The 24361-nt window shown below is 36.4% G+C and carries 23 protein-coding genes and 2 tRNA genes; 21 read left to right on the top strand and 4 right to left on the bottom strand.

Annotation, left to right across the window (positions count from 1 at the left end):
• The first annotated feature begins 112 nt into the window (after positions 1-112).
• The 4 genes from CQ058_RS13290 (at position 113) to CQ058_RS13275 (ending at position 3371) form a co-directional block, all read left to right on the top strand.
• Positions 113-1408 (top strand): purine/pyrimidine permease, encoded by a 1296-nt coding sequence (locus tag CQ058_RS13290; protein ID WP_002192448.1) that lies wholly within the window; start codon positions 113-115, stop codon positions 1406-1408.
• A gap of 165 nt (positions 1409-1573) precedes the next feature.
• The gene (gene gerE, locus CQ058_RS13285; protein ID WP_000659484.1) at positions 1574-1798 is read left to right on the top strand and encodes a spore germination transcription factor GerE; all 225 of its coding nucleotides are present in this window, start codon (positions 1574-1576) and stop codon (positions 1796-1798) included.
• Positions 1799-1906: 108 nt separating this feature from the next.
• Entirely contained in the window at positions 1907-2569 is a 663-nt protein-coding gene (locus CQ058_RS13280; RefSeq protein WP_105589754.1) for a type 1 glutamine amidotransferase domain-containing protein, read from the top strand.
• A gap of 163 nt (positions 2570-2732) precedes the next feature.
• Positions 2733-3371: a TetR/AcrR family transcriptional regulator gene (locus tag CQ058_RS13275; RefSeq protein ID WP_002192450.1), complete on the top strand. Its 639-nt coding sequence runs from the start codon at positions 2733-2735 to the stop codon at positions 3369-3371.
• A gap of 49 nt (positions 3372-3420) precedes the next feature.
• On the opposite strand, the gene CQ058_RS13270 is transcribed toward CQ058_RS13275, so the two are convergent.
• Complete coding sequence (locus CQ058_RS13270; protein ID WP_142396347.1) at positions 3421-4104, bottom strand: type 1 glutamine amidotransferase domain-containing protein; 684 nt, start codon at positions 4102-4104, stop codon at positions 3421-3423.
• Positions 4105-4473: 369 nt separating this feature from the next.
• On the opposite strand from CQ058_RS13270, the gene CQ058_RS13265 reads away from it, so the two are divergent.
• The 8 genes from CQ058_RS13265 (at position 4474) to CQ058_RS13225 (ending at position 10415) form a co-directional block, all read left to right on the top strand.
• Positions 4474-5799 carry an MFS transporter gene (locus CQ058_RS13265; protein WP_105589752.1) on the top strand — a complete coding sequence of 442 codons (1326 nt, stop codon included), beginning with the start codon at positions 4474-4476 and terminating at the stop codon, positions 5797-5799.
• Between the two features lie 360 nt (positions 5800-6159).
• Positions 6160-6972 carry a glutamate racemase gene (racE, locus tag CQ058_RS13260; RefSeq protein WP_002015338.1) on the top strand — a complete coding sequence of 271 codons (813 nt, stop codon included), beginning with the start codon at positions 6160-6162 and terminating at the stop codon, positions 6970-6972.
• A 130-nt stretch (positions 6973-7102) separates the two neighbouring features.
• A complete protein-coding gene (locus CQ058_RS13255) occupies positions 7103-8152 on the top strand; it encodes a GerMN domain-containing protein (protein ID WP_105589751.1) in 1050 nt (349 codons plus the stop codon).
• A 131-nt stretch (positions 8153-8283) separates the two neighbouring features.
• Complete coding sequence (gene rph / locus CQ058_RS13250; RefSeq protein WP_002015340.1) at positions 8284-9021, top strand: ribonuclease PH; 738 nt, start codon at positions 8284-8286, stop codon at positions 9019-9021.
• Between the two features lie 11 nt (positions 9022-9032).
• The gene (locus CQ058_RS13245; RefSeq protein ID WP_002165027.1) at positions 9033-9641 is read left to right on the top strand and encodes an XTP/dITP diphosphatase; all 609 of its coding nucleotides are present in this window, start codon (positions 9033-9035) and stop codon (positions 9639-9641) included.
• A gap of 13 nt (positions 9642-9654) precedes the next feature.
• Positions 9655-10158 carry a metallophosphoesterase gene (locus CQ058_RS13240; protein ID WP_105589750.1) on the top strand — a complete coding sequence of 168 codons (504 nt, stop codon included), beginning with the start codon at positions 9655-9657 and terminating at the stop codon, positions 10156-10158.
• A 108-nt stretch (positions 10159-10266) separates the two neighbouring features.
• Positions 10267-10340, top strand: a tRNA-Gly gene (locus CQ058_RS13230).
• 1 nt (position 10341) lies between these two features.
• Positions 10342-10415, top strand: a tRNA-Arg gene (locus tag CQ058_RS13225).
• A gap of 51 nt (positions 10416-10466) precedes the next feature.
• Here the strand turns inward: CQ058_RS13225 and CQ058_RS13220 are convergent.
• Positions 10467-11081 carry a PH domain-containing protein gene (locus tag CQ058_RS13220; RefSeq protein ID WP_105589749.1) on the bottom strand — a complete coding sequence of 205 codons (615 nt, stop codon included), beginning with the start codon at positions 11079-11081 and terminating at the stop codon, positions 10467-10469.
• A gap of 315 nt (positions 11082-11396) precedes the next feature.
• On the opposite strand from CQ058_RS13220, the gene CQ058_RS13215 reads away from it, so the two are divergent.
• The 7 genes from CQ058_RS13215 to yihA all read left to right on the top strand — a co-directional run bounded on the left by CQ058_RS13215 (position 11397) and on the right by yihA (position 20840).
• Complete coding sequence (locus CQ058_RS13215; protein WP_001983650.1) at positions 11397-11645, top strand: hypothetical protein; 249 nt, start codon at positions 11397-11399, stop codon at positions 11643-11645.
• A 198-nt stretch (positions 11646-11843) separates the two neighbouring features.
• Positions 11844-12842 (top strand): hypothetical protein, encoded by a 999-nt coding sequence (locus tag CQ058_RS13210; RefSeq protein WP_002034206.1) that lies wholly within the window; start codon positions 11844-11846, stop codon positions 12840-12842.
• A 310-nt stretch (positions 12843-13152) separates the two neighbouring features.
• Positions 13153-14430: a trigger factor gene (tig, locus tag CQ058_RS13205; RefSeq protein ID WP_002015345.1), complete on the top strand. Its 1278-nt coding sequence runs from the start codon at positions 13153-13155 to the stop codon at positions 14428-14430.
• A 264-nt stretch (positions 14431-14694) separates the two neighbouring features.
• The gene (gene clpX / locus CQ058_RS13200; protein ID WP_000472285.1) at positions 14695-15954 is read left to right on the top strand and encodes an ATP-dependent protease ATP-binding subunit ClpX; all 1260 of its coding nucleotides are present in this window, start codon (positions 14695-14697) and stop codon (positions 15952-15954) included.
• A 106-nt stretch (positions 15955-16060) separates the two neighbouring features.
• The gene (gene lonB / locus CQ058_RS13195; RefSeq protein WP_142396346.1) at positions 16061-17731 is read left to right on the top strand and encodes an ATP-dependent protease LonB; all 1671 of its coding nucleotides are present in this window, start codon (positions 16061-16063) and stop codon (positions 17729-17731) included.
• A 185-nt stretch (positions 17732-17916) separates the two neighbouring features.
• Positions 17917-20247: an endopeptidase La gene (gene lon / locus CQ058_RS13190; RefSeq protein ID WP_002192456.1), complete on the top strand. Its 2331-nt coding sequence runs from the start codon at positions 17917-17919 to the stop codon at positions 20245-20247.
• Positions 20244-20840: a ribosome biogenesis GTP-binding protein YihA/YsxC gene (gene yihA, locus CQ058_RS13185; RefSeq protein WP_002088829.1), complete on the top strand. Its 597-nt coding sequence runs from the start codon at positions 20244-20246 to the stop codon at positions 20838-20840. The genes lon and yihA overlap by 4 nt, the downstream gene beginning before the upstream one ends.
• Before the next feature lie 33 nt (positions 20841-20873).
• On the opposite strand, the gene CQ058_RS13180 is transcribed toward yihA, so the two are convergent.
• On the bottom strand, positions 20874-21290 hold the full coding sequence (locus CQ058_RS13180; protein ID WP_002015349.1) for an organic hydroperoxide resistance protein: 417 nt from the start codon (positions 21288-21290) through the stop codon (positions 20874-20876).
• A 2-nt stretch (positions 21291-21292) separates the two neighbouring features.
• Complete coding sequence (locus tag CQ058_RS13175; protein ID WP_105589747.1) at positions 21293-21745, bottom strand: MarR family winged helix-turn-helix transcriptional regulator; 453 nt, start codon at positions 21743-21745, stop codon at positions 21293-21295.
• A 418-nt stretch (positions 21746-22163) separates the two neighbouring features.
• Between CQ058_RS13175 and hemA the strand changes: the two genes are divergently transcribed.
• Positions 22164-23495, top strand: a complete 1332-nt coding sequence (gene hemA, locus CQ058_RS13170; protein WP_002015353.1) for a glutamyl-tRNA reductase — start codon at positions 22164-22166, stop codon at positions 23493-23495.
• A gap of 17 nt (positions 23496-23512) precedes the next feature.
• The gene (locus CQ058_RS13165) at positions 23513-24346 is read left to right on the top strand and encodes a cytochrome c biogenesis protein (protein WP_002015354.1); all 834 of its coding nucleotides are present in this window, start codon (positions 23513-23515) and stop codon (positions 24344-24346) included.
• Positions 24347-24361 lie beyond the last annotated feature (15 nt).

Genomic DNA, 24361 nt, shown 5'->3' with positions numbered 1-24361 from the left:
AGGGATCGTTTAGATGTTTTGAGAAGGGTTCTAATTGTGAAAATAGAACCCTTCTTTGTTATTTAGTAGAAACACGGAAGTACTATACTTCCTTATAAGGAAGCAAGAAGGGATGAAAAGTTTGGACAATCAACATAATCAAAATCATATTATGGGAACTTTGCAATGGTTTATTTTTTTATTAGCAAACTCAATCGCGCTACCAATTGTCGTTGGCGGATTATTTCATCTTACGACGGAAGAAGTATTTTATTTAATGCAGCGTACGTTTTTCGTAGTTGGTATATCTTCTTTTTTACAAGGATGGCTTGGACATAAGCTTCCGATTGCGGATGGACCAGCTGGATCTTGGGTTGGTGTATTTACCGTGCTTGCTTATGCAACTGTAGGGCAGGATCAATTACATAGTACATTGCAAATTTTAGAATTAGGAATGATGGTTGCGGGAGTTGTTTTAATAGGGCTAGGAGTAACGGGAGTTATCGGGCGTATTTTATTTTTATTTACGCCGCTCGTGACAGGGACGTTCTTACTTTTATTATGTTTACAATTAAGTGGTGTATTTTTAAAAGGAATGCTAGGAATTACAGCTACTGTTTCTCAAATTGATGGATTTACAGCATTAATTGCTTTTGGCATATTTTTATTCGTAGTCATACTCTCCAACTTCGGAAAAGGGTTTGTTAAAAGTTATGCGGTTTTAATGGGGTTAATTAGTGGCTGGATTATTTTTCTCATTGCAGGAAAAGTGACGATCCCATCTCAAGTAACTCATTTTGTGCAACTTCCACATATATTCGCGTGGGGAATTCCAAAATGGAATACAGGTATGGCTGTATCAAGTTTCGTTATGGTATGTATTTTAGTTTCAAATACAGTGGCAGCTATTATAGCAATCAATCAAGCTACGATTCATAAAGCGACTATTGAACAAAAACAGTTGAGAAATGGTACGTGGGTCGGAGGGATTTCGCATATGATTTCCTCTTTGTTTTCAACTGTAGGTGTCGTTCCACTACCAGCAACGGCAGGTTTCATACGTTTAACAAATCAAAAGTACATGCGTTCATTCTTATTTGCATGTGTACTATTAGTCGGTATGTCGCTGTTTCCAAGTATTATCCGCTACTTAGCCTCTCTGCCATCCGCGGTCGCATCTGCGGTTTTAATGGCTTCGTTCGTGCAGCTTATTGGAATTGGATTTCATAATATAAAACAAGTACCACTTAGCGAAAGGAATGTAACGATTTTAGGAGTTGCTATATTATTTGGAAGTGGTGTTATGTTTTTGCCGTCTGGAGCACTCCAATCCTTGCCGTCTGTGATGCAATATATATTCGGAAATGGTTTGTTCGTAGGTACAGTTGTCAGCATATTACTAGAACAAATATGGCGTACTGAAAAGTAAGTGGATAAAAAGGGTGTACGCACTGTATAAAAGTCTAAAATAACATAAGAAATAAAGCCCATTTTCATTCACCACCTGCACATTTCGTTCATACAATATCTTGACTAAATAAACACCCAACTTACACATATACAGCTCTGGCTTAAGCAAGGAGGGTTATACCAGTTGAAGGAAAAAGCGTATCAATCTAAACCGTTACTCACAAAGAGAGAAAGAGAAGTATTTGAATTACTGGTTCAAGATAAAACGACGAAGGAAATTGCAGGTGAACTGTTTATAAGTGAAAAAACAGTACGTAATCACATCTCAAACGCAATGCAAAAGCTAGGGGTTAAAGGACGTTCACAAGCAGTTGTTGAGCTTCTTCGTATGGGAGAGCTAGAACTATAAGAAAGCAGCCGACTTTTATACAAAAGGTCGGCTATTTTTCTGTTTGTTTCATGCTACATATGAATGATAAGGATGCTTCATACATAAATAGGTAGTAAGGGAGGGGATATGTTGAAAAGGGTATTATTAGTTTCAACAAGCGCTCATGATTTGAATGGACACCCGACTGGTTTGTGGCTGGAAGAGCTCGCAGCTCCTTATCATTTATTTAAAAAAGCTAAGTTCGATGTTGATATTGTGTCGATAAAAGGCGGGAGAGTACCAATTGATAGAGTGTCTATTCCGAATGGCATACCTCGTGAATTTAAGCATGTCGCTTCTTTATTGCAAAATACGAAGCCGATTTCGAAGGTTCGTTTTTCAGATTATGATGCAGTTTTATTTGGTGGTGGGCACGGGGCTATTGTAGATTTTCCTGGTAATCCATATGTAGCGAATTTGATTGTGAGTATGTATAACAATAACCGGATCGTAGCGGCTGTTTGTCACGGGGTAAGTTCTTTAGTTGGTGTGAAAAATAAAGATGGCTCGTTTTTTGTTGCCGGTAAGCGTATAACAGGTTATACAAACGATGAAGAAAAAGCTGTACATTTAGAAAATCGAGTTCCGTTTTTGCTAGAAAGTAAGTTGAAAGAAGAAGGGGCATTATTTTATGTAGCACCTAATTTCACGCCGCATGTTGTAGTAGATGGGCGTTTGATTACAGGGCAGAATCCGCAGTCTAGTGTGGGAATAAGTAAGGCTATAAAAAGAGTTGTAAATAAATTATAGAAAAGGTGCCCGCTACTAACAAAGGTAGCGGGTACTTTTTATGTATAGCGTAGATTGAAATTGTAATAAACTAAAAAGACGTAATGAGTATAATAACTTCATTTATAAAGATTCATGAATTTGCTATACTATTTTGTATGAACAAAAGGGGAGGCTCTTTTAAATGAGAAAAGTAGCGTGTGCAAATACTTATATTAATAAAATAAAGCCCGTTATTCGAAAGACGAGTTTTAGCCAATTAAAAATAGATGAAATTGCGAAATATATGGATATTAGTAAAGCTACTTTATATAAACGTTTTTCTTCGAAAGATGAGATTATTGAGGCAGTAGTAGAGGATTTTATAAACTATCTTCTTGAAGGAGATGCGGATAATCAAGATGAAAGTATGTCGTTTGCAGAACGTTTCCAAAAGACGTTTATCCATTCTTTAAAATGTGTGACGTATATTTCGGATGTCTTTTTACAAGATTTGAAAGAAGCGTATCCGCATTTGTCGGATCAATTAGTCGCTGCACAACAAAATCGCAATCGTAATTTGCAAATGTTTTTTGAATCGGGTATGGAACAAGGTTACTTTAATAAAATGAATGCGCAACTATTTATGGTGCAAGATGATGTGATGTTAAGACGCATTATAGATCATACTTTTTGCATTCAGTACGATATTACGTTAAAGCAAGCGATACTTGATTTCTACAATTTGAAGAAATACCAACTGTTTAAACCGGAATTTTTAGATGTAGTTGATGATTCTGAAATTGAAAAAGAAATTATAGCTAATCTACAAATGATTTCGTAAAAAAAGCAGATTTCCCTTACTAGAGGGAAATCTGCTTTTTTAGTACATATTATTTTTGCAACTGTTTTAATACTAATTCAGCTACTGGACCACCTGAAGCAGGGTTTTGACCAGTAATTACACAATTATCTTCTACAGCGTAAGCTTCCCAAGGTTGCGCAGCTTTTTCGTAAAGTCCCCCATATTTAACGAGTTCATCTTCTGTTAAAAATGGAACGAATTGATCTAATTCAGCTAGTTTCTCTTCTTCATTTGAGAATCCTGTTACTTTTTTATCGTTAATTAAACGATCCCCGTTACTTAATGTGATATGGAATAAACCAGCAGCTCCGTGACAAACAGAGGAAACAATTCCGCCATTTTCATAAATGTTGCGGCTAATAGTTTGAAGTTCTTTGTTTTCTGGGAAGTCCCAAATAACTCCGTGACCACCCGCGTAATAAATAACAGCGTAGTCTTCTTGATTCACTTCACTCGGTTTCATTGTAGAACCGAGACGATTCATAAATTCTTTCTTTTGATACCATTCCCAATCAATGCTCTCCGCCATCGCTAAACTATGCGGATCAATCGGTGTATAGCCGCCTTGTGGACTGACATAATCTACTTCGTAACCAGCTTCTTCTACTTTTTTAACGAAATGGACAGCTTCACCAAGCCAAAGCCCGGTAGCTCTATTTAAATTTGGGTATTTTTCTACGCTCGTTAATACAACTAACATTTTTTTCTTCATCATAATCCTCCTGTAATGTTTCTTCTATATAAAAGTTCTTTATTTACTTGATTGTATTAAGTTAGAAATTGCAAATTTGAATAACCATGTCAGTCCCCCTTATACCGGATTCGAAATTAGTGTATAACAACTTTTGGACAAAGCAAACTAAAAACACTAAATTAGTTTACTTTGTATGTTTTTCGTTGACAAACTGTAATGCTGAAACTATGATAGTTCCATGAATATCGAACAACATAATGTTACGTTTCGAATTCAATTTGTCGCGCGATAAATTTATACATTTGATGAAGTTGTTTAGTAGTGATAGAGGAGCTAAATAACTTTATTTTTCATTTACAGTTACTACAATCAGAAGAGGTGTTACGCATGGGGAAAGATATAAGTAACCATTCAAAATGGTTTGTTTTCACATTATGTTTTATCGTTTTATTAGGACCGATGAATGCGGTTTTATTTAATGTAGCGTTAGAGGATATTGCTAATGATTTATCTATTAGTCAATCGAAAGTAAGTTGGGTTGTAGTAGGTTATTCCTTAGTTGTCGGTATTGGTTCGATGATATATGGGAAGTTGGCTGATCGTTATAGCGTAAAAAAACTATTGATTATTTCAATTATCATATTTGTAGCGGGTTCTATTATTGGATTTATGAATCAATCTTATGCGATTACCATTCTTGCAAGATTAGTGCAGGCGAGTGGGGGCGCGGCGTTTATTGCGCTTAGTATGATTGCAGTGGCAAAATTAGTTGCTCCTGCTAAGAAGCCTGGTGCATTAGCGATGATTAGTTCTTCTATTGCATTAGCAATAGGCATTGGTCCTTTAGTTGGCGGGGCTATTACAAATACATTAGGGTGGCCATATTTATTTTTATTTATGGCTATTTCAGTAGTTGGGATTTTCTTGCTTATAAAATTTATGCCAGAGGAAGCGCAGCATACGGATGAAGCGTTTCATTTTGATTACATTGGAGCGGTGTTATTATTTGCATTCATTACGACTGTTTTATTAGGTGTCAATATTAATAGTTGGCTATTTGTGTTATCGATAGCTTTCTTATTTTTATTCACGGTTCGTATGAAGAACGCGGAGCATCCATTTATTGATATTGAGTTATTTTCGAACAAACCATTTCTTCGTTTAATAGCGGTCGGGTTTATAATTAATGTGGCGTTATGTGCTAGTCTATTATTATTGCCATCACTGTTAGGAAGAGTGCACGGATTGTCGCCATTCGTTATCGGAATTGCATTGTTTGTTGCATCACTCTTTGGTATTGTATCTAGTTTTATTACGGGGAAGATTGTCCCTTCGTTTGGAAATGTGAATATGATTTATGTAGCGTCTGTCATTATGATCGTTGGCTTTTTAATTTTAGGGCTTATTCCGAACGGGAACTTAATCATTATTTTAGTGGCAGTTATTTTAACATTTATGAGTTATTCAGCTATTCAAGTATCATTAAACACATTTATACCGAAAACATTACATCCAGCTAAAGTTGGAGTCGGTCTTGGTTTATATAATTTAATTAACTTTTTCGGTATGGCATTTGGACCAGCTGTAGCGAGCAAAGTTATGGAATCTACAAATAGTTATCGTTTGAATTTTATTTTAATCATCATTTTAATTTCTGCTCATTTCTTCTTATTAATAGGAATGTCTTCTTTCCGAAAAAAGATGGAGCAATAAAGTGAAACTTTAATTAGTGGGGGGCATCCCCCACTAATTATTAGCCCCCACCAATCGGGCTTTTACGGGTAGCACGATCCCCTATATAACTTCTTTGCTTTCGCTGAATTTTGAGGTGGGGGTCTTACTGTCCGGCAAAGAGTGGGGTAAATGCGTATTTTATATAGAAGAAACCGACTTTCATATAGAAGGTCGGTTATTTTTCTGTCTTGCAAATTATGAAAAAAAGGAGCAAAATAAAAAAGGCCCTGATCTATATAGGTACAAATGAAAATTTTTATACAGGGGCACTTTAAGTTAGCGAACTTAAAGTGTGTAAAATATACTGATAAACATAAAAGATGATGAATGAGAAAACGGGTGATTAAGTTGAATAGAGCGATCGGTGTTATTGATTCAGGAGTGGGCGGTTTAACAGTAGCGAAGGAATTAATTCGTCAGTTGCCGAAAGAGCGTATTATATATTTAGGGGATACAGCACGTTGCCCTTATGGTCCGCGTTCTCGTGAAGAAGTGCGTCAATTTACGTGGGAAATGACGGAGCATTTATTAGATTTAAATATCAAAATGTTAGTTATTGCGTGTAATACAGCAACTGCGGTTGTATTAGAAGAAATGCAGAAACAATTACCAATTCCAGTAGTTGGAGTTATTCATCCAGGATCACGTACAGCTTTAAAAGTGACAAATACGTATCATGTTGGGATTATTGGAACGATTGGAACAGTAAAAAGTGGCGCCTATGAAGAGGCGTTAAAGTCTATTAATAACCGTGTTATGGTAGAAAGTTTAGCTTGCCCACCTTTCGTTGAGCTTGTAGAGAGTGGGAATTTCGAAAGTGAAATGGCGTATGAAGTTGTAAGAGAAACATTGCAACCGTTGAAAAGTACTGACATTGATACGCTTATTCTAGGATGTACGCATTATCCGATTTTAGGTCCTGTTATTAAAAAGGTAATGGGGGATCAAGTACAATTAATTAGTTCGGGTGATGAAACAGCGCGTGAGGTAAGCACGATTTTATACCATAGTAAGATGTTAAATGAGGGAGAAGAACAAAGTGACCACCTCTTCTTAACGACTGGTAAAATAGGTCTGTTCAAAGAAATTGCATCAAAGTGGTTCGGTCAGCCGATTGAAAATGTGAAGCATATCAATTTAGAAACAGAATAATAGTAGATTCATATAAGAGAACTCCTGAGAAATCAGGGGTTTTTTCTGTATAAGTAGCCATAGCTTGTTCTAAAATATGAAACAGCTCGTATACATAATAGTACAAACTTAGATTTTAGGGGGGAATGGCATGCCTAAATCCACTTTTAAATGGGTTGTTGGTGCTACTGTGAGTGCGATTTTATTATCAGGGTGTGGCTTGTTAAATCAAGAGAAAGCGACAGTACAAATTGATCCGCCAAAAAAAGTTACGTATACAGAAGGTGAAAAGAAAGAAACTGCTAAAAAAGATAAACAAGGGCAAACAGTAAATAGAGAGTTATACCTCGTTGATAAAAATGGATATGTCGTACCGCAAACTATTGCAATGCCTACTCCGAAAGCGAATGAAGTTGTACAGCAAACGTTAGAGTATCTTGTGAAAGATGGACCAGTCACAAATTTATTACCAAATGGATTTCGAGCAGTCCTTCCAGCGAATACGACGATGACCTTGAATTTGAAAAAAGGCGGGACAGCAGTAATTGATTTCTCTAAAGAAATGAAAAATTATTCAAAAGAAGAAGAACGTCAAATTGTTGAATCAGTAGCGTGGACTTTGACTCAATTTACAGAAATAAAACAAGTGCAGTTCCAAATAAATGGTGAAAAGTTAGCGAAGATGCCTGTTGCGGGTACACCGCTTGGTGAAGGTGTAAGTCGTGCGAATGGAATTAACTTTGATGATGAACAAGTAGCAGATGTGACGCATACAAAACCGGTTACACTTTACTTTATGGCACAAAATAATAATAAGCAGCAATATTACGTACCGGTAACAAGGCGCGTTGCAGAAGGAAAAGAAAATGATTACTCGGCAATTGTGGATGAGCTTGTAAAAGGTCCGATTCAAGGATCGCTACTAAATGATTTTAATCCAGGAGCTAAGCTTATTACGAATCCAAAAGTGGAGAACGGAAATATTACATTAAACTTTAATGAAAATATATTTGTGAACCCAGACAAAAATATGATTTCAAATTATGTGTTGAAATCGTTAGTCTTATCTTTAACGGAAAAACAAGGTGTGAAAAATGTTTCTATTGAAGTGAATGGGAAAGCAAATCTTATGGATGAGAAAGGTGAAAAGTTAATAAAACCTGTTGATCGTCCACAAAACGTGAATACAGGTAGTTTTTAATCGTGAATAATTTGATATACTTATGTAAGAAAGGGGAATTGCTTTTTGAGTTCCCCTTCTTTTATTGTTATACATAGCGTACATTTAAATTTGGCTATACTAATGAGAGTATTTATGAGGGGGTTATTTTTATGCGAGTAGATGGTAGAGGAAAAGCAGAGCTACGCCATATACATATTCATACAAATTATTTAAAACATCCAGAGGGATCAGTACTAATTGAAGTTGGGGATACAAAGGTAATTTGTTCAGCGACAATTGAAGAGCGTGTACCGCCGTTTATGCGCGGAGAAGGAAAAGGCTGGGTAACAGCAGAATACTCAATGATTCCACGTGCGACAGAGCAACGTACAATCAGAGAGTCAAGTAAAGGGAAAGTAACAGGGCGCACAATGGAAATCCAGCGTTTAATTGGACGAGCATTACGTGCGGTTGTTGATTTAGAAGCGCTTGGCGAAAGAACAGTTTGGATTGACTGTGATGTAATTCAAGCGGATGGCGGAACGAGAACAGCTTCTATTACAGGTGCTTATGTAGCGATGGTATTAGCTTTTGAAAAATTATTGCAAGCAGAAAAAGTATCTAAAATTCCGGTGAAAGATTATTTAGCGGCAACGTCAGTAGGTGTTGTTGAAGAACAAGGTGTTGTTTTAGATTTAAATTATGCTGAAGATTCTAAAGCAGACGTTGATATGAACGTTATTATGACTGGAAAAGGTCAGTTTGTTGAAGTGCAAGGAACTGGAGAAGAAGCGACGTTTAGCAGAGCTGAATTAAATGAATTACTTGATGCTGCTGAACAAGGGATTTTCCAACTTGTTGAAAAGCAAAAAGAAGCGTTAGGTGACATCGTATCTCATATAGAGTAGAGGTGGAAAATATGAAGCAAGTTGTTGTAGCGACGAAAAATCTTGGGAAAGTACGTGAGTTTGCTGAGTTATTTGAGAGATTTGACTTAGAAGTGAAATCTTTACACGATTTTCCTCATATTGAAGAAGTTGAAGAAACTGGTGAAACATTTGAAGAAAATGCGATTTTAAAGGCGGACAGTCTTAGTAGACAGTTGAATTCCATCGTAATTGCAGATGACTCTGGTCTTATTGTAGATGCCTTAAACGGGAAACCAGGTGTGTATTCAGCTCGTTTTGCTGGAGAGCCGAAAGATGATCAGGCGAATATAGATAAGGTGTTACAAGGGTTAACTGACGTCGATTTAGAAAAACGTACAGCTCGTTTTTACTGTGCGCTAGCAGTTGCTTTCCCTGAAGTGGATAAAGAGCCGGTTATTGTAAACGGAACGTGCGAAGGGAAAATTCTAGAACAGCGCCGCGGGGAAAATGGTTTCGGATACGATCCGATTTTTTATGTAGAAGAATATAAAAAAGCGATGGCTGAGCTAAATTCGGATGAGAAAAATGCGATTAGTCACCGCGGACGCGCTCTTCGTAAATTAGAAAAAAAAATCCCAGAATGGTTTTTAGAAGAATAAGGGAGAGAGATTGATGAAAGCTTTAATCGTAAGCGATAGTCATAGCTCTGTGAAGGAATTACAGCAGTTAAAAGAGAATTACGAAGGGAAAGTAGATGTCATGATTCATTGTGGTGATTCAGAGCTAACGCCTGCTCAAGAAGAGCTACAAGGTTTCCAAGTTGTAAAAGGGAATTGTGATTATGCTAACTTTCAAGATGAAATTGTAACTGATGTAGATGGAATTCGTTTCTTAGTTGTACACGGTCATCGTCATAATGTGAAAATGACGTTACAAACGTTAGCGTATTATGCAGGAGAAGTAGGAGCGCAAGTAGCATGCTTTGGACATTCTCATATATTAGGGGCAGAATTAATTGATGGGATTTTATTTATTAATCCAGGAAGTATGTTGCTCCCACGCTCTCGTGTGGAAAAAACATTCGCTTTATTAGAAATGGATGAAAATCATATAGAAGTTCGTTTTGAAACATTAGATGGACAGCTGGTGGAACAAGCAATTTTTAAAAGAGGATAAGGAAAATTATCCTCTTTTAAAAAAGTGTTGACTTTATAAGTAGTTATGAATATAATAAATATTGTCGATAGGGCAACGGCGCTAACGAAGAAAAATAAAATAACATATGCGGGTGTAGTTTAGTGGTAAAACAAGAGCCTTCCAAGCTCTGGTCGAGAGTTCGATTCTCTTCACCCGCTCCATGTCCCAGTAGCTCAGCCGGATAGAGCATACGCCTTCTAAGCGTACGGTCGGGAGTTCGAATCTCTCCTGGGACGCTAAAAAAACCTTGTTATCTTTTGATAACAAGGTTTTTTGTTTGTTTTAAATTAGTTATTAATAAATTTTTCAAAGACAAAACCGTAATCTTTCACGTTATATTGTTTCTTCGTATCAACGAGCCAGTTAAAGGCGATCTCGTTCATCTCTTTAAACTGTTCTGCTAAATTTACTTGTGCATTTGAAATACAGCTGAAAGCGTTAGATGCCATATCTAAACTTTTATGTGCATACTGCAATGTAATGTCGTTGTCGTATGAAATTTCTTCGATTTTAAGAAGAGCCTTATATAAATCTTTTAATTCTTCAATATGTTTTTTATGAACATCAATTGAGTAATGCTCATCTCCCATTTGAAATTTAATTTCTACATCTAAATCAATCGTTCCTGCAGTTTCAAGTGCTACGTTTTTAATTTGATATTTACTATAGCTAAAGCGGCGTAATGTACGTTTTTTGCTTGTGGCACTTGTACCATCTAGGTGAATTAATCCTTTGTTTGTAAAGCAATATTCATCTGATTTTGATTTAATAAGAAAGTAAATTTTCTCCCCATCTTCATGCATCACGTAATCATCAGCATCAACCTTATCATAATCTTTTGGTGTAATGACAGAACCTACATCGCTTAATCCTAAAACATCAGCAGCCATTTTTTTGAACATATATAATCCCCCTTGTAAATTAAATTCTTAATTGTACAAAAATATATTAACATGATTTTAAACTTATTTTTGAAATCTTACAACTCTGTAAGGTAAGTGTAAGGAAGTTCGATGGTAACAAATTACTAATCTTATATAATGAAGATAACAACGATAAATGAGGAGGAAGAGATGATGAAAGGATTAATCGTAACGGGTTTAACAGTAGCTTTTGGGTTTGTGGCGTATGAAAAGTTAACATATGTAATTGATGTTGTAAAACATTTAGTAGCGTAGAAAAAACTGCCATGAGAGGGAAAGGGAATGAGTGAATGAATGGAATGGTTATTTGGAATTATAGGTACTTGTAGTGTAGTTTTATTGTTCTTTGTCCCGAGTGGTATACTTAGTTCGACAACGAGTTTGTTCTTTTTAAGTTTGTTTGCTTGTACGATGCTTATTATTATGTTTTTAATGAAGCGAAGTAAACCAATCTTCTATTTTAGCATGATTGTTATGGCAATTATTGTTCTCCAAATTATTACCCTTGTTATATACCCCACAATTATAAAAGCTTTCCATTAATGATGAACCCTCTGCCGTCTGTTGCTGAGGGTTTTTGTTTGTGAAAAATGAATTTCATTTAGAAGTTTGTTGCTTTTTTGTTATGAAAATAGAATATTCCTATATTTCAAATAAATAATTTTGGAATGTTGTGTTCTCATTACGCATTTGATATATTTACTTTGAAGATCATTAAAATCTAGAAAAAGAGGCGGACGTATGGATAAAAAAGAAAATACGGTCGTATTGTTTCCGCAACTATCAGAACGCTATATTGATAAAGGTTTTTTAGCGTTGAAAGAGCGGGAATTCGAAGATGCATTGCGCTGCTTTGAAATATTACGTCAGTATAATGCAGAAACGGAACAAACAGAATTAGCTTCCGTTATTTGTTTGCTAGAATTAAAACGTATGGAAGAAGCGAAAGAAAAATGTGAGCAGTTGCTTGAAACAGGAGCTGTATTATTTGGTGATATTCTTGAAACGTATGTAACTATTTTAGTTCAAACAAATGATTATGAAGGTGTCATTGAAACTGTTGAGGAAGTTTTGCAAACGAAAGATATAATTCCTGAGCAAAAGGAAAAATTGGCGCAGCTTGCTTTGTTTGCGCAAGGGATGCTGAATGAAGAAGATACACCGCTAGTGGATTCGAATTTTGAATTAGAAGAATTTACCGATGGGCTTTTTGGAGAAAACTTTGGTCAAAAGCTAAGAGTGATCCAGAAACTTTCGTTAAAAGACCTGGATCTCGCACTTCCTACTTTAAAGAAATTTTTAATAGACGAAGATCAGCACCCGTATTTAAAAACTTCTATTTTGTATAAAATGGTAGAAAATCAAATAGAAGAAGAGATAGAAGTAGAGAAGTTTGGAAATACGATAAAGGTGATTCCAGCATTTACAGGTCATAATGAGGAGCAATCCGATAAAATTATACATAAATTCTCAAACCGATTAGAGCAAAATTATCCAGATATATTTAGTACGATGGTTACATACTGGAAAGAATTACAAATTAGCATTTTTCCGTTCCCTCTATTAATGGATAAAGTAGAAATTTGGGCTGCTGTCTTAGAGAGAATTGGAAGAAAGCGTTTCGGATTGGCTATTGATGAAGAAGAACTTATGACAGCATACAATATTGAGTTTGAGGAATTTCATATTGCCTATCAATGGTTACTGCGCATTGAAAGAGAAGGGTATTTGCCCGTATAATTATGAAAAAGAATCGTTCAGTTATTGAAACGAGCACATTCTATGTTATAATGTAAGGGTTGCAAAAGGCAGAAATCTGCCTGTTTGTAAGAGAAGAGGAGTATAATTCTCTTACTTAATATGTTTCATATTAGTCTCGAACAAAATATACCGTAGTTGTCTTTTAGACAATTAGTAGATTGGAACATTGTATCTGAAAGCTTTTTGCTAGAGGGTTATTTGTACATTTGTTATTTCAAGAAAGAGATAATAAAAATTTTGATCTATAGAGGTATGTGCATACATTATTATAGTTGGAGGGAAAGAATAAATGTCTACAAAATGGGAAAAATTAGAAGGTAACGTTGGCGTTTTAACAATCGAAGTTGATGCTAAAGAAGTAAATAACTCTATCGACGCTGCATTCAAAAAAGTAGTAAAAACAATTAATGTACCAGGTTTCCGTAAAGGAAAAATGCCTCGTCCATTATTCGAACAACGCTTTGGTATTGAATCTTTATACCAAGATGCTTTAGATATCATCTTACCAAAAGCATACGGTGAAGCAATCGATGAAGCTGGTATCTTCCCAGTTGCTCATCCTGAGATTGACATCGAGAAATTCGAAAAAGGCCAAAACTTAATTTTCACTGCAAAAGTTACTGTAAAACCTGAAGTTAAATTAGGTGATTACAAAGGTTTAGCAGTAGAAAAAGTTGAAACAACTGTAACTGACGAGGATGTAGAGAACGAAGTAAAAGCTTTACAAGAGCGTCAAGCTGAACTAGTTGTTAAAGAAGACGGAACTGCTGCAGATGGTGATACAGCTGTAATCGACTTCGAAGGTTTCGTTGATGGCGAAGCATTTGAAGGCGGAAAAGGCGAAAACTATTCTCTTGCAATCGGTTCTGGTACTTTCATCCCAGGTTTCGAAGAGCAAGTAATTGGTCTTAAATCTGGTGATTCTAAAGAAGTTGAAGTATCATTCCCAGAAGAGTACCATGCTGCTGAATTAGCTGGTAAACCAGCAACATTCAAAGTAACAATTCACGAAATCAAAACAAAAGAACTTCCTGAGTTAAACGACGAGTTCGCTAAAGATGCTGACGAAGAAGTTGCAACTCTTGATGAATTAAAAACAAAACTTCGTACAAACTTAGAAGAAGGCAAAAAGCACGAAGCTGAGCACAAAGTACGTGACGAAGTAGTAGAATTAGCTGCTGCTAACGCTGAAATCGACATTCCAGAAGCTATGATCGACACTGAGTTAGATCGTATGGTTCGTGAATTCGAGCAACGTTTAAGCCAACAAGGTATGAACCTTGAGCTTTACTACCAATTCACAGGTACTGACGCTGACAAATTAAAAGAGCAAATGAAAGAGGATGCACAAAAACGTGTAAGAATCAATCTTGTTCTTGAAGCTATCATTGAAGCTGAAAACATCGAAGTTACTGAAGAAGAAGTAACTGCAGAAGTTGAAAAAATGGCTGAAATGTACGGTATGCCAGTAGACGCTATCAAGCAAGCTCTTGGAAGCGTAGACGCTTTATCTGAAGATCTTAAAGTGCGTAAAGCTGTAGACTTCTTAGTAGACAACGCTGCATAATAAAATAACAAGGCGCGATTTTAATCGTGCCTTGTTTTATAAATATAGAAATATATTTATAAAACTTTTCGATGAAGAAGGAAAAGAGCCTTTGTAAGTCGAATATACATATTTCAAAAGTTTTAAAATTTTTTTATTTGTACATAACTAGTCATATTATTTGTATTTCTCGCTACGTAGTGACATAATATGTATTTACATACGATACATTTATCGTGTACATACGAAGGCAAGAGGTTAGCACTTTGTAAGGGGTGTGAAAATATGTTTAAATTTAATGATGAAAAAGGTCAATTAAAATGTTCTTTCTGTGGTAAAACACAAACGCAAGTTCGAAAGTTAGTTGCAGGTCCAGGTGTTTACATTTGTGACGAGTGTATCGAGCTTTGTACTGAAATTGTACAAGAGGAGCTTGCGAAGGACGAAGAAGTAGAATTCAAAGATGTACCGAAACCGGTAGAAATTCGTGAAATCTTAGATGAGTATGTCATCGGACAAGATAACGCGAAAAAAGCACTAGCGGTAGCGGTATATAACCATTACAAACGCATTAATTCTAACAGCAAAATTGATGATGTAGAATTAGCGAAGAGTAATATTTCACTTATTGGGCCAACTGGTAGTGGTAAAACATTATTGGCACAAACATTAGCGCGTATTTTAAATGTTCCATTTGCAATCGCGGACGCAACATCTTTAACAGAAGCTGGATACGTTGGGGAAGATGTAGAAAACATCTTACTAAAACTAATTCAAGCGGCTGATTACGATGTAGAAAAAGCGGAAAAAGGAATTATTTATATTGATGAGATTGATAAAGTGGCACGTAAGTCCGAAAATCCATCAATTACACGTGATGTATCTGGTGAAGGTGTACAGCAGGCACTTCTGAAAATTTTAGAAGGTACTGTAGCGAGCGTTCCACCTCAAGGTGGTCGTAAGCACCCGCATCAAGAGTTTATTCAAATTGATACAACGAACATCCTATTCATTTGTGGTGGAGCGTTTGATGGCATCGAGCCTATTATTAAACGTCGCCTTGGTGAGAAAGTAATTGGATTTGGTGCTGAGAAGAAAAATGCTGATGTAAATGAGAAGCATGTTTTATCTCACGTTTTACCAGAGGATCTTTTAAGATTCGGTTTAATTCCGGAGTTTATCGGTCGTCTTCCAGTTATTGCGAACCTAGAGCCGCTTGATGAAGATGCTCTTGTAGATATTTTAACTAAACCGAAAAATGCACTTGTTAAGCAATTCCAAAAATTATTGGAGCTTGACGATGTTGAGTTAGAGTTTGAAGAAGGTGCACTAGTTGAGATTGCGAAAAAAGCAATTGAACGTAAAACAGGTGCTCGTGGACTTCGTTCTATTATTGAAGGCTTGATGCTTGATGTAATGTTCGAACTTCCATCTCGCAAAGATATCGAGAAGTGTATTCTTACGAAAGAAACAGTAGCTGATAATGAACCGCCGAAATTGGTGTTACAAGACGGTACTGTACTTGATACAAAAACATCTGCATAATGCGAAGAAGAAACAGCAATTTTTATAATTGCTGTTTTTCTTTATGTTTAGCACTATTCCTCCCAGGAAATACTAAAAGGTAAAACATAGCGGGAGGAAATGAATTATGAGCTGGACAAATATATTTTTACTTGTTCAACTTGTTTTTGGCGTAATTGTCGGATTGTATTTTTGGCATTTACTTCGAAATCAGCGAACACAAAAAGTTTCAATTGATCGAGAATCGAAAAAAGAATTAGAGCAGCTTCGTAAAATGCGTGAGGTTTCTTTAACAGAGCCGCTTGCGGAAAAGGTACGTCCTACATCCTTTATAGACATTGTAGGGCAAGAAGACGGGATTAAGTCGTTAAAAGCGGCTCTTTGTGGTCCTAATCCGCAACATGTGATCATATACGGTCCGCCAGGTGTCGGAAAGACAGCGGCAGCACGCCTTGTATTAGAAGAAGCGAAACGAAATCCGAAATCTCCATTTCGTACAAATGCAACATTTATCGAACTTGATGCGACGACAGCTAGGTTTGATGAGCGTGGTATTGCGGATCCATTAATTGGTTCAGTGCATGATCCTATTTATCAAGGAGCAGGTGCAATGGGACAAGCGGGTATCCCGCAACCGAAAAAAGGGGCTGTAACAGATGCGCATGGTGGTATTTTGTTCATTGATGAGATTGGTGAATTACATCCAATTCAAATGAATAAAATGCTAAAAGTGTTAGAAGATCGGAAAGTGTTTTTGGAAAGTGCGTATTATAGTGAAGAAAATTCGATGATTCCAACGTATATACATGATATTTTTCAAAAAGGTTTACCTGCAGATTTTCGCTTAGTTGGTGCAACGACACGTTCACCAGAGGAAATTCCTCCTGCAATTAGGTCGCGTTGTTTAGAAGTGTTCTTCCGTGAGTTAGATACAGAAGAAATTCAAAAAGTAGCGAAAAATGCAGCTGACAAAGTGGAGATGCAAGTAGGTGAGAACGGTATCGAAATGATTGGAATGTATGCAAGAAATGGGCGAGAAGCAATTAATCTCGTGCAAATTTCTGCTGGTATGGCGATAAATGAAGAACGACCTTTCATTAAAGATGAAGATATTGAGTGGGTAGTTCATTCTAGTCAGCTTACACCAAAGTACGAAAAACGTATTTATCCAATTCCGAGAATCGGTCTTGTGAACGGGCTTGCTGTATATGGGCCGAATACAGGTGCGTTATTAGAAATTGAGGTAACAGCTATTCCTGCGAAAGATAAAGGATCAGTAAATGTCACTGGAATTGTAGAAGAGGAAAGTATTGGAAATCAAACGAAATCAATCCGCCGTAAAAGTATGGCGAAAGCTTCTGTTGATAATGTGTTAACAGTACTTCGTTCTCTAGATGTGTTGCCAGAAGGGTATGATATACATATTAATTTTCCTGGTGGTATCCCGATTGATGGTCCTTCAGCAGGTATTGCTATGGCAACAGGTGTCTATTCAGCAGTGCATCGTACGTATGTGAATAATGAAGTAGCGATGACAGGTGAGATAAGTATCCACGGAGAAGTGAAGCCTATTGGTGGTGTGTACGCAAAAATAAAAGCTGCGAAAAAAGCGGGAGCTAAGAAAGTCATCATTCCGGCTGAAAACATGCAACCATTTTTGTATACAATAAAGGGAATTGAGATCATTCCTGTTCGCAAATTAAAAGAAGTATTTGAATTAACATTTATGCAGGAAAATGTGCATCGTGAGCTTGATGCACATAATGATTTGGGCGAAACAGATGCACAATCAATGTGAGAATATACAATAATAAAAATTTGCCAGACTTCGTTTAAGTTTGTATGCTTAAGCGGAGTCTTTTTTCTTTTCGTGAGGCACAAAAAAACAGGGGATTAACAATTGCGAAGAATCTCTGCAATTGCATCTAGATGTATTGTAATATAAAATAGTTGAACAGGAGTTTAATTTATTATGGAGGTGCTATGTCTAGTATGAATACGAATGAAAGAATTGTGCCCCTCCTACCATTAAGAGGCATTCTCGTATATCCAACGATGGTTCTGCATCTTGATGTAGGACGTGATAAATCGATACAAGCACTAGAGCAGGCGGCAATGGATGAAAATATCATCTTTTTAGCAATGCAAAAAGAAATGAATATCGACGATCCGAAAGAAGATGACATATATAGTGTAGGTACAGTGGCGAAAGTGAAGCAAATGTTAAAATTGCCGAACGGTACGCTTCGTGTCCTTGTAGAAGGTTTACATAGAGCAGAAGTAGTAGAGTTTATCGAAGAAGAAAATGTGGTACAAGTTTCTATTAGAACAGTAACTGAAGAAGTAGAAGATGATTTGGAAGAGAAGGCTCTTATGCGTACGTTACTGGAGCATTTCGAACAATATATTAAAGTTTCGAAAAAAGTTTCAAATGAAACATTTGCAACGGTAGCTGATGTAGAAGAACCGGGAAGACTAGCTGATTTAATTGCTTCTCACTTACCGATTAAAACGAAGCAGAAACAAGAGATTTTAGAGATTGTATCTGTGAAAGAGCGACTACATACACTTATTTCAATTATTCAAGATGAACAAGAGTTACTTAGCCTAGAAAAGAAAATTGGACAAAAAGTGAAACGTTCAATGGAGCGCACGCAAAAAGAATATTTCTTACGTGAGCAAATGAAGGCGATTCAAACTGAACTTGGTGATAAAGAAGGCAAGGGCGGGGAAGTTGAAGAACTTCGTGAGAAAATTGAACAGTCGGGAATGCCTGAAGAAACAATGAAGGCTGCACTGAAAGAATTAGATCGTTATGAAAAATTACCTGTAAGTTCTGCTGAGAGTGGTGTCATTCATAATTATATTGATTGGTTATTAGCTCTCCCTTGGACAACAGCAACAGAGGATATGATTGACCTCACTCATTCGGAAGAAATTTTAAATAAAGATCATTACGGTCTTGAAAAAGTGAAAGAGCGAGTACTTGAATATTTAGCTGTACAGAAGTTAACGAATTCATTAAAAGGGCCAATTCTTTGTCTAGTAGGACCTCCTGGGGTTGGGAAAACTTCGTTAGCACGTTCTATTGCAACATCGTTAAACCGTAATTTTGTACGTGTTTCTCTTGGTGGTGTGCGTGATGAATCTGAAATTCGTGGTCACCGTCGTACGTATGTAGGAGCGATGCCAGGACGTATTATTCAAGGTATGAAAAAGGCGAAAACAGTTAATCCAGTCTTCTTATTAGATGAGATTGATAAAATGTCTAACGATTTCAGGGGAGACCCATCAGCAGCGTTACTTGAAGTGTTAGATCCAGAACAAAACCATAACTTCAGTGATCATTACATTGAAGAGCCATATGATTTATCGAAAGTTATGTTCGTTGCAACTGCTAATACACTTGCAAGTGTTCCGGGTCCATTGCTTGACCGTATGGAAATCATTTCAATTGCTGGTTATACAGAACTTGAAAAGGTGCACATTGCTCGTGAGCATTTATTGCCGAAACAATTAAAAGAGCACGGTTTGCGAAAAGGTAATTTGCAAGTACGTGATGAAGCGCTTCTTGAAATTATTCGTTATTATACACGCGAGGCTGGTGTTCGTACGTTAGAGCGTCAAATTGCAAAAGTTTGCCGTAAAGCAGCAAAAATTATCGTTACAGCAGAACGCAAGCGCATTGTTGTAACAGAGAAAAATATTGTTGATTTACTTGGTAAGCATATATTCCGTTATGGTCAAGCTGAAAAAACAGACCAAGTTGGTATGGCAACAGGTTTAGCTTACACAGCAGCGGGCGGCGATACACTTGCAATTGAAGTGTCTGTAGCGCCAGGAAAAGGGAAATTAATTTTAACAGGGAAACTTGGGGATGTTATGAAAGAATCCGCACAAGCCGCGTTTAGCTATATTCGTTCTCGTGCAGAAGAACTTCATATTGATCCGGATTTCCATGAGAAAAACGATATTCATATTCATGTTCCAGAAGGAGCAGTTCCAAAAGATGGACCGTCAGCAGGTATTACGATGGCAACGGCACTTATTTCTGCACTAACAGGTATTCCTGTAAGTAAAGAAGTTGGTATGACAGGTGAAATTACACTTCGTGGTCGTGTATTACCGATTGGTGGTTTGAAAGAAAAAACATTAAGTGCTCACCGCGCGGGATTAACAAAAATTATTTTACCGGCGGAAAATGAGAAAGATTTAGATGATATTCCAGAGAGCGTAAAAGAAAACCTTACGTTTGTGCTTGCATCTCATTTAGACGAAGTATTGGAGCACGCATTAGTAGGAGTGAAACAATGAAAGTAACAAAAGCAGATATTGTAATTAGTGCCGTTAAACCGGAACAATATCCAGACAGTGATTTACCAGAAATTGCCTTAGCAGGTCGTTCTAATGTCGGGAAGTCTTCCTTTATTAATAAAATTTTAAATCGTAAAAAGTTAGTACGTATTTCTTCTAAACCAGGAAAAACGCAAACGCTGAACTTTTTCTTAATCAATGAAATGATGCATTTTGTTGACGTTCCAGGTTATGGATATGCGAAAGTATCTAAAACAGAGCGCGCGGCATGGGGCAGAATGATTGAAACTTACTTTACAACACGTACGCAATTAGACGCAGCTGTATTAGTAGTTGATTTACGTCACCAACCAACAAAAGATGACATTATGATGTATGATTTCTTAAAGCATTATGAAATCCCAACAATTATTATTGCAACGAAAGCCGATAAAATTCCGAAAGGGAAATGGCAAAAGCATTTAAAAGTTGTAAAAGAAACGCTTGCTGTTGAAATTGGCGATGAAATCGTTCTATTCTCTTCTGAAACAGGACTTGGAAAAGAAGAAGCATGGAAAGCAATTCATAAAATGACAAAAACAAAAAACGCGTGACGAATGTCGCGCGTTTTTTTATTTACTAAACTTTTAGCGTACGTTTAATGTAACTTCAATATTTCCTCTTGTTGCTTTAGAGTAAGGACATACACCGTGAGCGGCTTCTACAAGTTCTTGTGCTTCGGCATGAGAAACACCAGCAACATGTACGTCAAGTACAGCAGATAGTCCGAAACCACCATCTGTATCTTTACCGATAGAAACGTGTGCAGTCACTTCTGTACTTTCCACCTTCATACGTTTTGTACGAATTACAAGTTGCAATGCACTATCAAAGCAAGCTGCATAACCAGCTGCAAATAATTGTTCTGGATTTGTTGCTTCTCCGCCTGCGCCACCTAGTGCTTTTGGCATTTTTACATCAAGATTTAATATGCCATCATCTGAAACTACCTTACCGTTTCTTCCACCTGTTGCTGTTACTGAAGCAGTATATAATTTATCCATGTTTATTCCCCTTTTCTGTCATTAATTTTTTTCATTGTTTCAATTAATGTGTTTAATTGGATTAATAAAGAATGATATTCTTGCTCTCTAATGCCTAAATTTGTAGCCATCGTTGTTGGTAATGAACAAGCTATTTCTTTTAAATCTTTACCTTGTTCTGTTAATTCAATACAAACTTTTCGCTCGTCTTCTTTTGAACGAACACGTTGTACAAGTTTTAATGATTCCATACGTTTTAACATAGGTGTTAAAGTACCAGAATCTAAAAGTAGACGTTCTCCAATTTCTTTTACTGTTAGTCCGTCTTGTTCCCAGAGTACGAGTAAAGTAATGTACTGGGGATACGTAATGCCCATTTCTTCTAAATAGGGGCGGTAAAAACGGGTAACCTCTCTAGAACAAGCGTAAATAGAAAAACAAAGTTGGTTATCTAGATGCAAAGGATTTTCTTTCATAGGCAACTCCTTGTAATTTTTAAATTGTGCACAATTTAATTTTGTAAAACCAATATAACGAAAAAGAAATACAATGTCAAATGCATTGCATCGAGAAAGTGAGTACTATATTTTGGAACAATCATACATATTTTCCTTCATGATGAAAGAAGATAGAAAAGATGATGTTATAATTAATATGGAATAGTTTCCATCACTTGATTATGAGGACTTTTTTTGGTAACGTACAAATAGAGTTGTTATTTTATAATTATTATAAAGTAGAAAGTTCTTTATTAATCTTACTGAAGCTCCTTTATTACATATGGAGAATAAATAAAAAATAATCAGTTGTTCACACGATTGTCAGATTCATAAGAGGAAAGTTGTATTATGATAGTAGATAAAGTGATAAAACGGGTGAAGGGGGACATGCTGCGTGCATATTCTTGTTGTTAGTGTAAATTATCGAACAGCCCCTGTAGAATTTCGTGAGAAACTCACATTTCAGGCAGCAGAGCTAGAGCAAGCAATGACTATATTACAAAACCAAAAGAGCGTGCTAGAAAATGTCATTGTATCAACTTGTAATCGCACTGAGATTTACGCTGTTGTCGATCAATTACACACGGGACGGTATTACATTAAGAAGTTTTTAGCTGATTGGTTTCAGCTTGAAATAGAAGAAGTCGCACCATACTTGTCTATTTTTGAACAAGATGGCGCAATAGATCATTTATTCCGCGTAACGTGCGGTTTGGATTCTATGGTTGTTGGAGAGACGCAAATTTTAGGTCAAATAAAAGATAGCTTTTTAGAAGCACAACAAGTAAAAGCGACAGGTACAATTTTTAATGAGTTGTTTAAGCAAGTGGTTACGTTAGCAAAACGTGCGCACTCAGAAACAACGATTGGTGAAAGTGCGATGTCTGTTAGTTATGCTGCTGTTGAGCTCGGAAAGAAAATATTTGGCGATTTAACAGATTGTCATGTACTTATTCTTGGTGCGGGTAAGATGGGTGAACTTGCACTGCAAAACTTATACGGAAGTGGAGCTCGTAAAGTAACGGTTATGAATAGGACGCTTACGAAAGCGGAAGTGATGGCTGAGAAATATATGGGACATGCAAAGCCTTTAAGTGAATTGCAATGTGCATTATTAGAAGCGGATATTTTAATTAGTTCAACGGGTGCATCAGAATATGTCATTACGAAAGAAATGATGACAAAAGTAGAGAGAATGCGCTCTGGTCGTCCGTTATTTATGGTTGATATTGCAGTACCACGTGATATTGATCCGGCGATTGATGAATTAGAAGGCTCTTTCTTATATGATATCGACGATCTGCAAGGTGTAGTTGAAGCAAACCGTGCTGAACGTTTAAAAGAAGCAGAGAAAATTCAATTTATGATTGAAGAAGAAATGGTTTTATTTAAAACGTGGTTAAGTACGCTTGGTGTTGTACCGTTAATATCAGCTCTTCGTGATAAAGCGCTAGCAATTCAAAGTGATACGATGGAAAGTCTTGAGCGAAAAATACCAAACCTTAGTGATCGTGAGAAAAAAGTAATTAGTAAACATACGAAAAGTATTATTAACCAATTGTTAAAAGACCCAATTTTAGTAGCTAAAGAATTAGCTGTTGAAGAGGGAGCTGGCGAAAAATTAGCTTTATTTGCGAAGATTTTTGATTTAGAAGTGGAAGAAGCGGGAAATACGGAAGAAGTAGAACATAAAAGAGCGTGGACACCATCCGTTCCATCTTTATAACTTGGAAGGATGATCGGATGAGTTTTTTAAATAACAGTATTATTTATCATATTGCAATTATTTTATATGCTTGTAGCATTAGTTTATATTTTATAGATTATTTCCAAAGTAACCGAAAGGCGAACCGCTTTGCTTTTTGGTTACTTTCGATTGTATGGGTTCTGCAGTCTATCTTTATGTTGCTTAGGGCTACAGATTCAGAAACGAATCCTATTTTAACTTTATTATCAGGGATTTATTTTTATGTTTGGTTATTGATTACGATGTCATTAGTCATTAATCGATTTATGCGTATTGACTTTTTAGTCTTTTTTACAAATGTTGTAGCATTTGGCGTAAGCGCTTTTTCTATTTTTACACCGCTCGGGAAGATGTCGCCAGTACTTGCAGAGCAATTAGTTTCAGAACTTGTATACGTGCATGTCGGTATGGCGATTATTTCTTATGCAACGTTTACTGTATCGTTTATTTTTTCTATTATGTATTTATTGCAATACCGACTATTAAAAAAGAAAAAGTGGAATGCGAGATTAAGAAGATTAGGAAATTTGCCGAAGCTTGAATCTATGTCTTACGGATTAAATTTATTTTCTGTTCCGTTTTTCTTATTAGCAATTATATTAGGATGCATATGGGGATATACAAAATTGGATAATTTCCATTGGTATGATACGAAAGTAATTGGGTCTTTTGTCGTTCTATTTGTATATTGCGTGGGCTTATATTTACGAGCAGCAGATGTGTTGCAAGGTAAGAAAATTGTGCAGTGGAATATCGGGGCATTTCTCGTAATGCTAGTTAACATTTTTCTATTAAGCAGTTTATCTAATTTCCACTTTTGGTATTTATAATGAGGAGAGAGAATT

Origin of the sequence: Bacillus sp. MYb56 (assembly GCF_002976445.1) — a bacterium.
GTDB classification, from domain to species: domain Bacteria; phylum Bacillota; class Bacilli; order Bacillales; family Bacillaceae_G; genus Bacillus_A; species Bacillus_A mycoides.
The sequence above is the reverse complement of the archived record's forward strand: the minus strand, read 5'-3'. Positions and strand labels throughout refer to the sequence as shown.

Bases quoted from the DNA above. Each gene is read 5' to 3' on its own strand.
- CQ058_RS13290 (WP_002192448.1), top strand. From the start codon at position 113: ATGAAAAGTTTGGACAATCAACATAATCAAAATCATATTATGGGAACT.
- CQ058_RS13280 (WP_105589754.1), top strand. From the start codon at position 1,907: ATGTTGAAAAGGGTATTATTAGTTTCAACAAGCGCTCATGATTTGAAT.
- CQ058_RS13275 (WP_002192450.1), top strand. From the start codon at position 2,733: ATGAGAAAAGTAGCGTGTGCAAATACTTATATTAATAAAATAAAGCCC.
- CQ058_RS13270 (WP_142396347.1), bottom strand. From the start codon at position 4,104: ATGAAGAAAAAAATGTTAGTTGTATTAACGAGCGTAGAAAAATACCCA.
- CQ058_RS13265 (WP_105589752.1), top strand. From the start codon at position 4,474: ATGGGGAAAGATATAAGTAACCATTCAAAATGGTTTGTTTTCACATTA.
- CQ058_RS13255 (WP_105589751.1), top strand. From the start codon at position 7,103: ATGCCTAAATCCACTTTTAAATGGGTTGTTGGTGCTACTGTGAGTGCG.
- rph (WP_002015340.1), top strand. From the start codon at position 8,284: ATGCGAGTAGATGGTAGAGGAAAAGCAGAGCTACGCCATATACATATT.
- CQ058_RS13245 (WP_002165027.1), top strand. From the start codon at position 9,033: ATGAAGCAAGTTGTTGTAGCGACGAAAAATCTTGGGAAAGTACGTGAG.
- CQ058_RS13240 (WP_105589750.1), top strand. From the start codon at position 9,655: ATGAAAGCTTTAATCGTAAGCGATAGTCATAGCTCTGTGAAGGAATTA.
- CQ058_RS13220 (WP_105589749.1), bottom strand. From the start codon at position 11,081: ATGTTCAAAAAAATGGCTGCTGATGTTTTAGGATTAAGCGATGTAGGT.
- CQ058_RS13215 (WP_001983650.1), top strand. From the start codon at position 11,397: ATGGAATGGTTATTTGGAATTATAGGTACTTGTAGTGTAGTTTTATTG.
- CQ058_RS13210 (WP_002034206.1), top strand. From the start codon at position 11,844: ATGGATAAAAAAGAAAATACGGTCGTATTGTTTCCGCAACTATCAGAA.
- tig (WP_002015345.1), top strand. From the start codon at position 13,153: ATGTCTACAAAATGGGAAAAATTAGAAGGTAACGTTGGCGTTTTAACA.
- clpX (WP_000472285.1), top strand. From the start codon at position 14,695: ATGTTTAAATTTAATGATGAAAAAGGTCAATTAAAATGTTCTTTCTGT.
- lonB (WP_142396346.1), top strand. From the start codon at position 16,061: ATGAGCTGGACAAATATATTTTTACTTGTTCAACTTGTTTTTGGCGTA.
- lon (WP_002192456.1), top strand. From the start codon at position 17,917: ATGTCTAGTATGAATACGAATGAAAGAATTGTGCCCCTCCTACCATTA.
- yihA (WP_002088829.1), top strand. From the start codon at position 20,244: ATGAAAGTAACAAAAGCAGATATTGTAATTAGTGCCGTTAAACCGGAA.
- CQ058_RS13180 (WP_002015349.1), bottom strand. From the start codon at position 21,290: ATGGATAAATTATATACTGCTTCAGTAACAGCAACAGGTGGAAGAAAC.
- CQ058_RS13175 (WP_105589747.1), bottom strand. From the start codon at position 21,745: ATGAAAGAAAATCCTTTGCATCTAGATAACCAACTTTGTTTTTCTATT.
- CQ058_RS13165 (WP_002015354.1), top strand. From the start codon at position 23,513: ATGAGTTTTTTAAATAACAGTATTATTTATCATATTGCAATTATTTTA.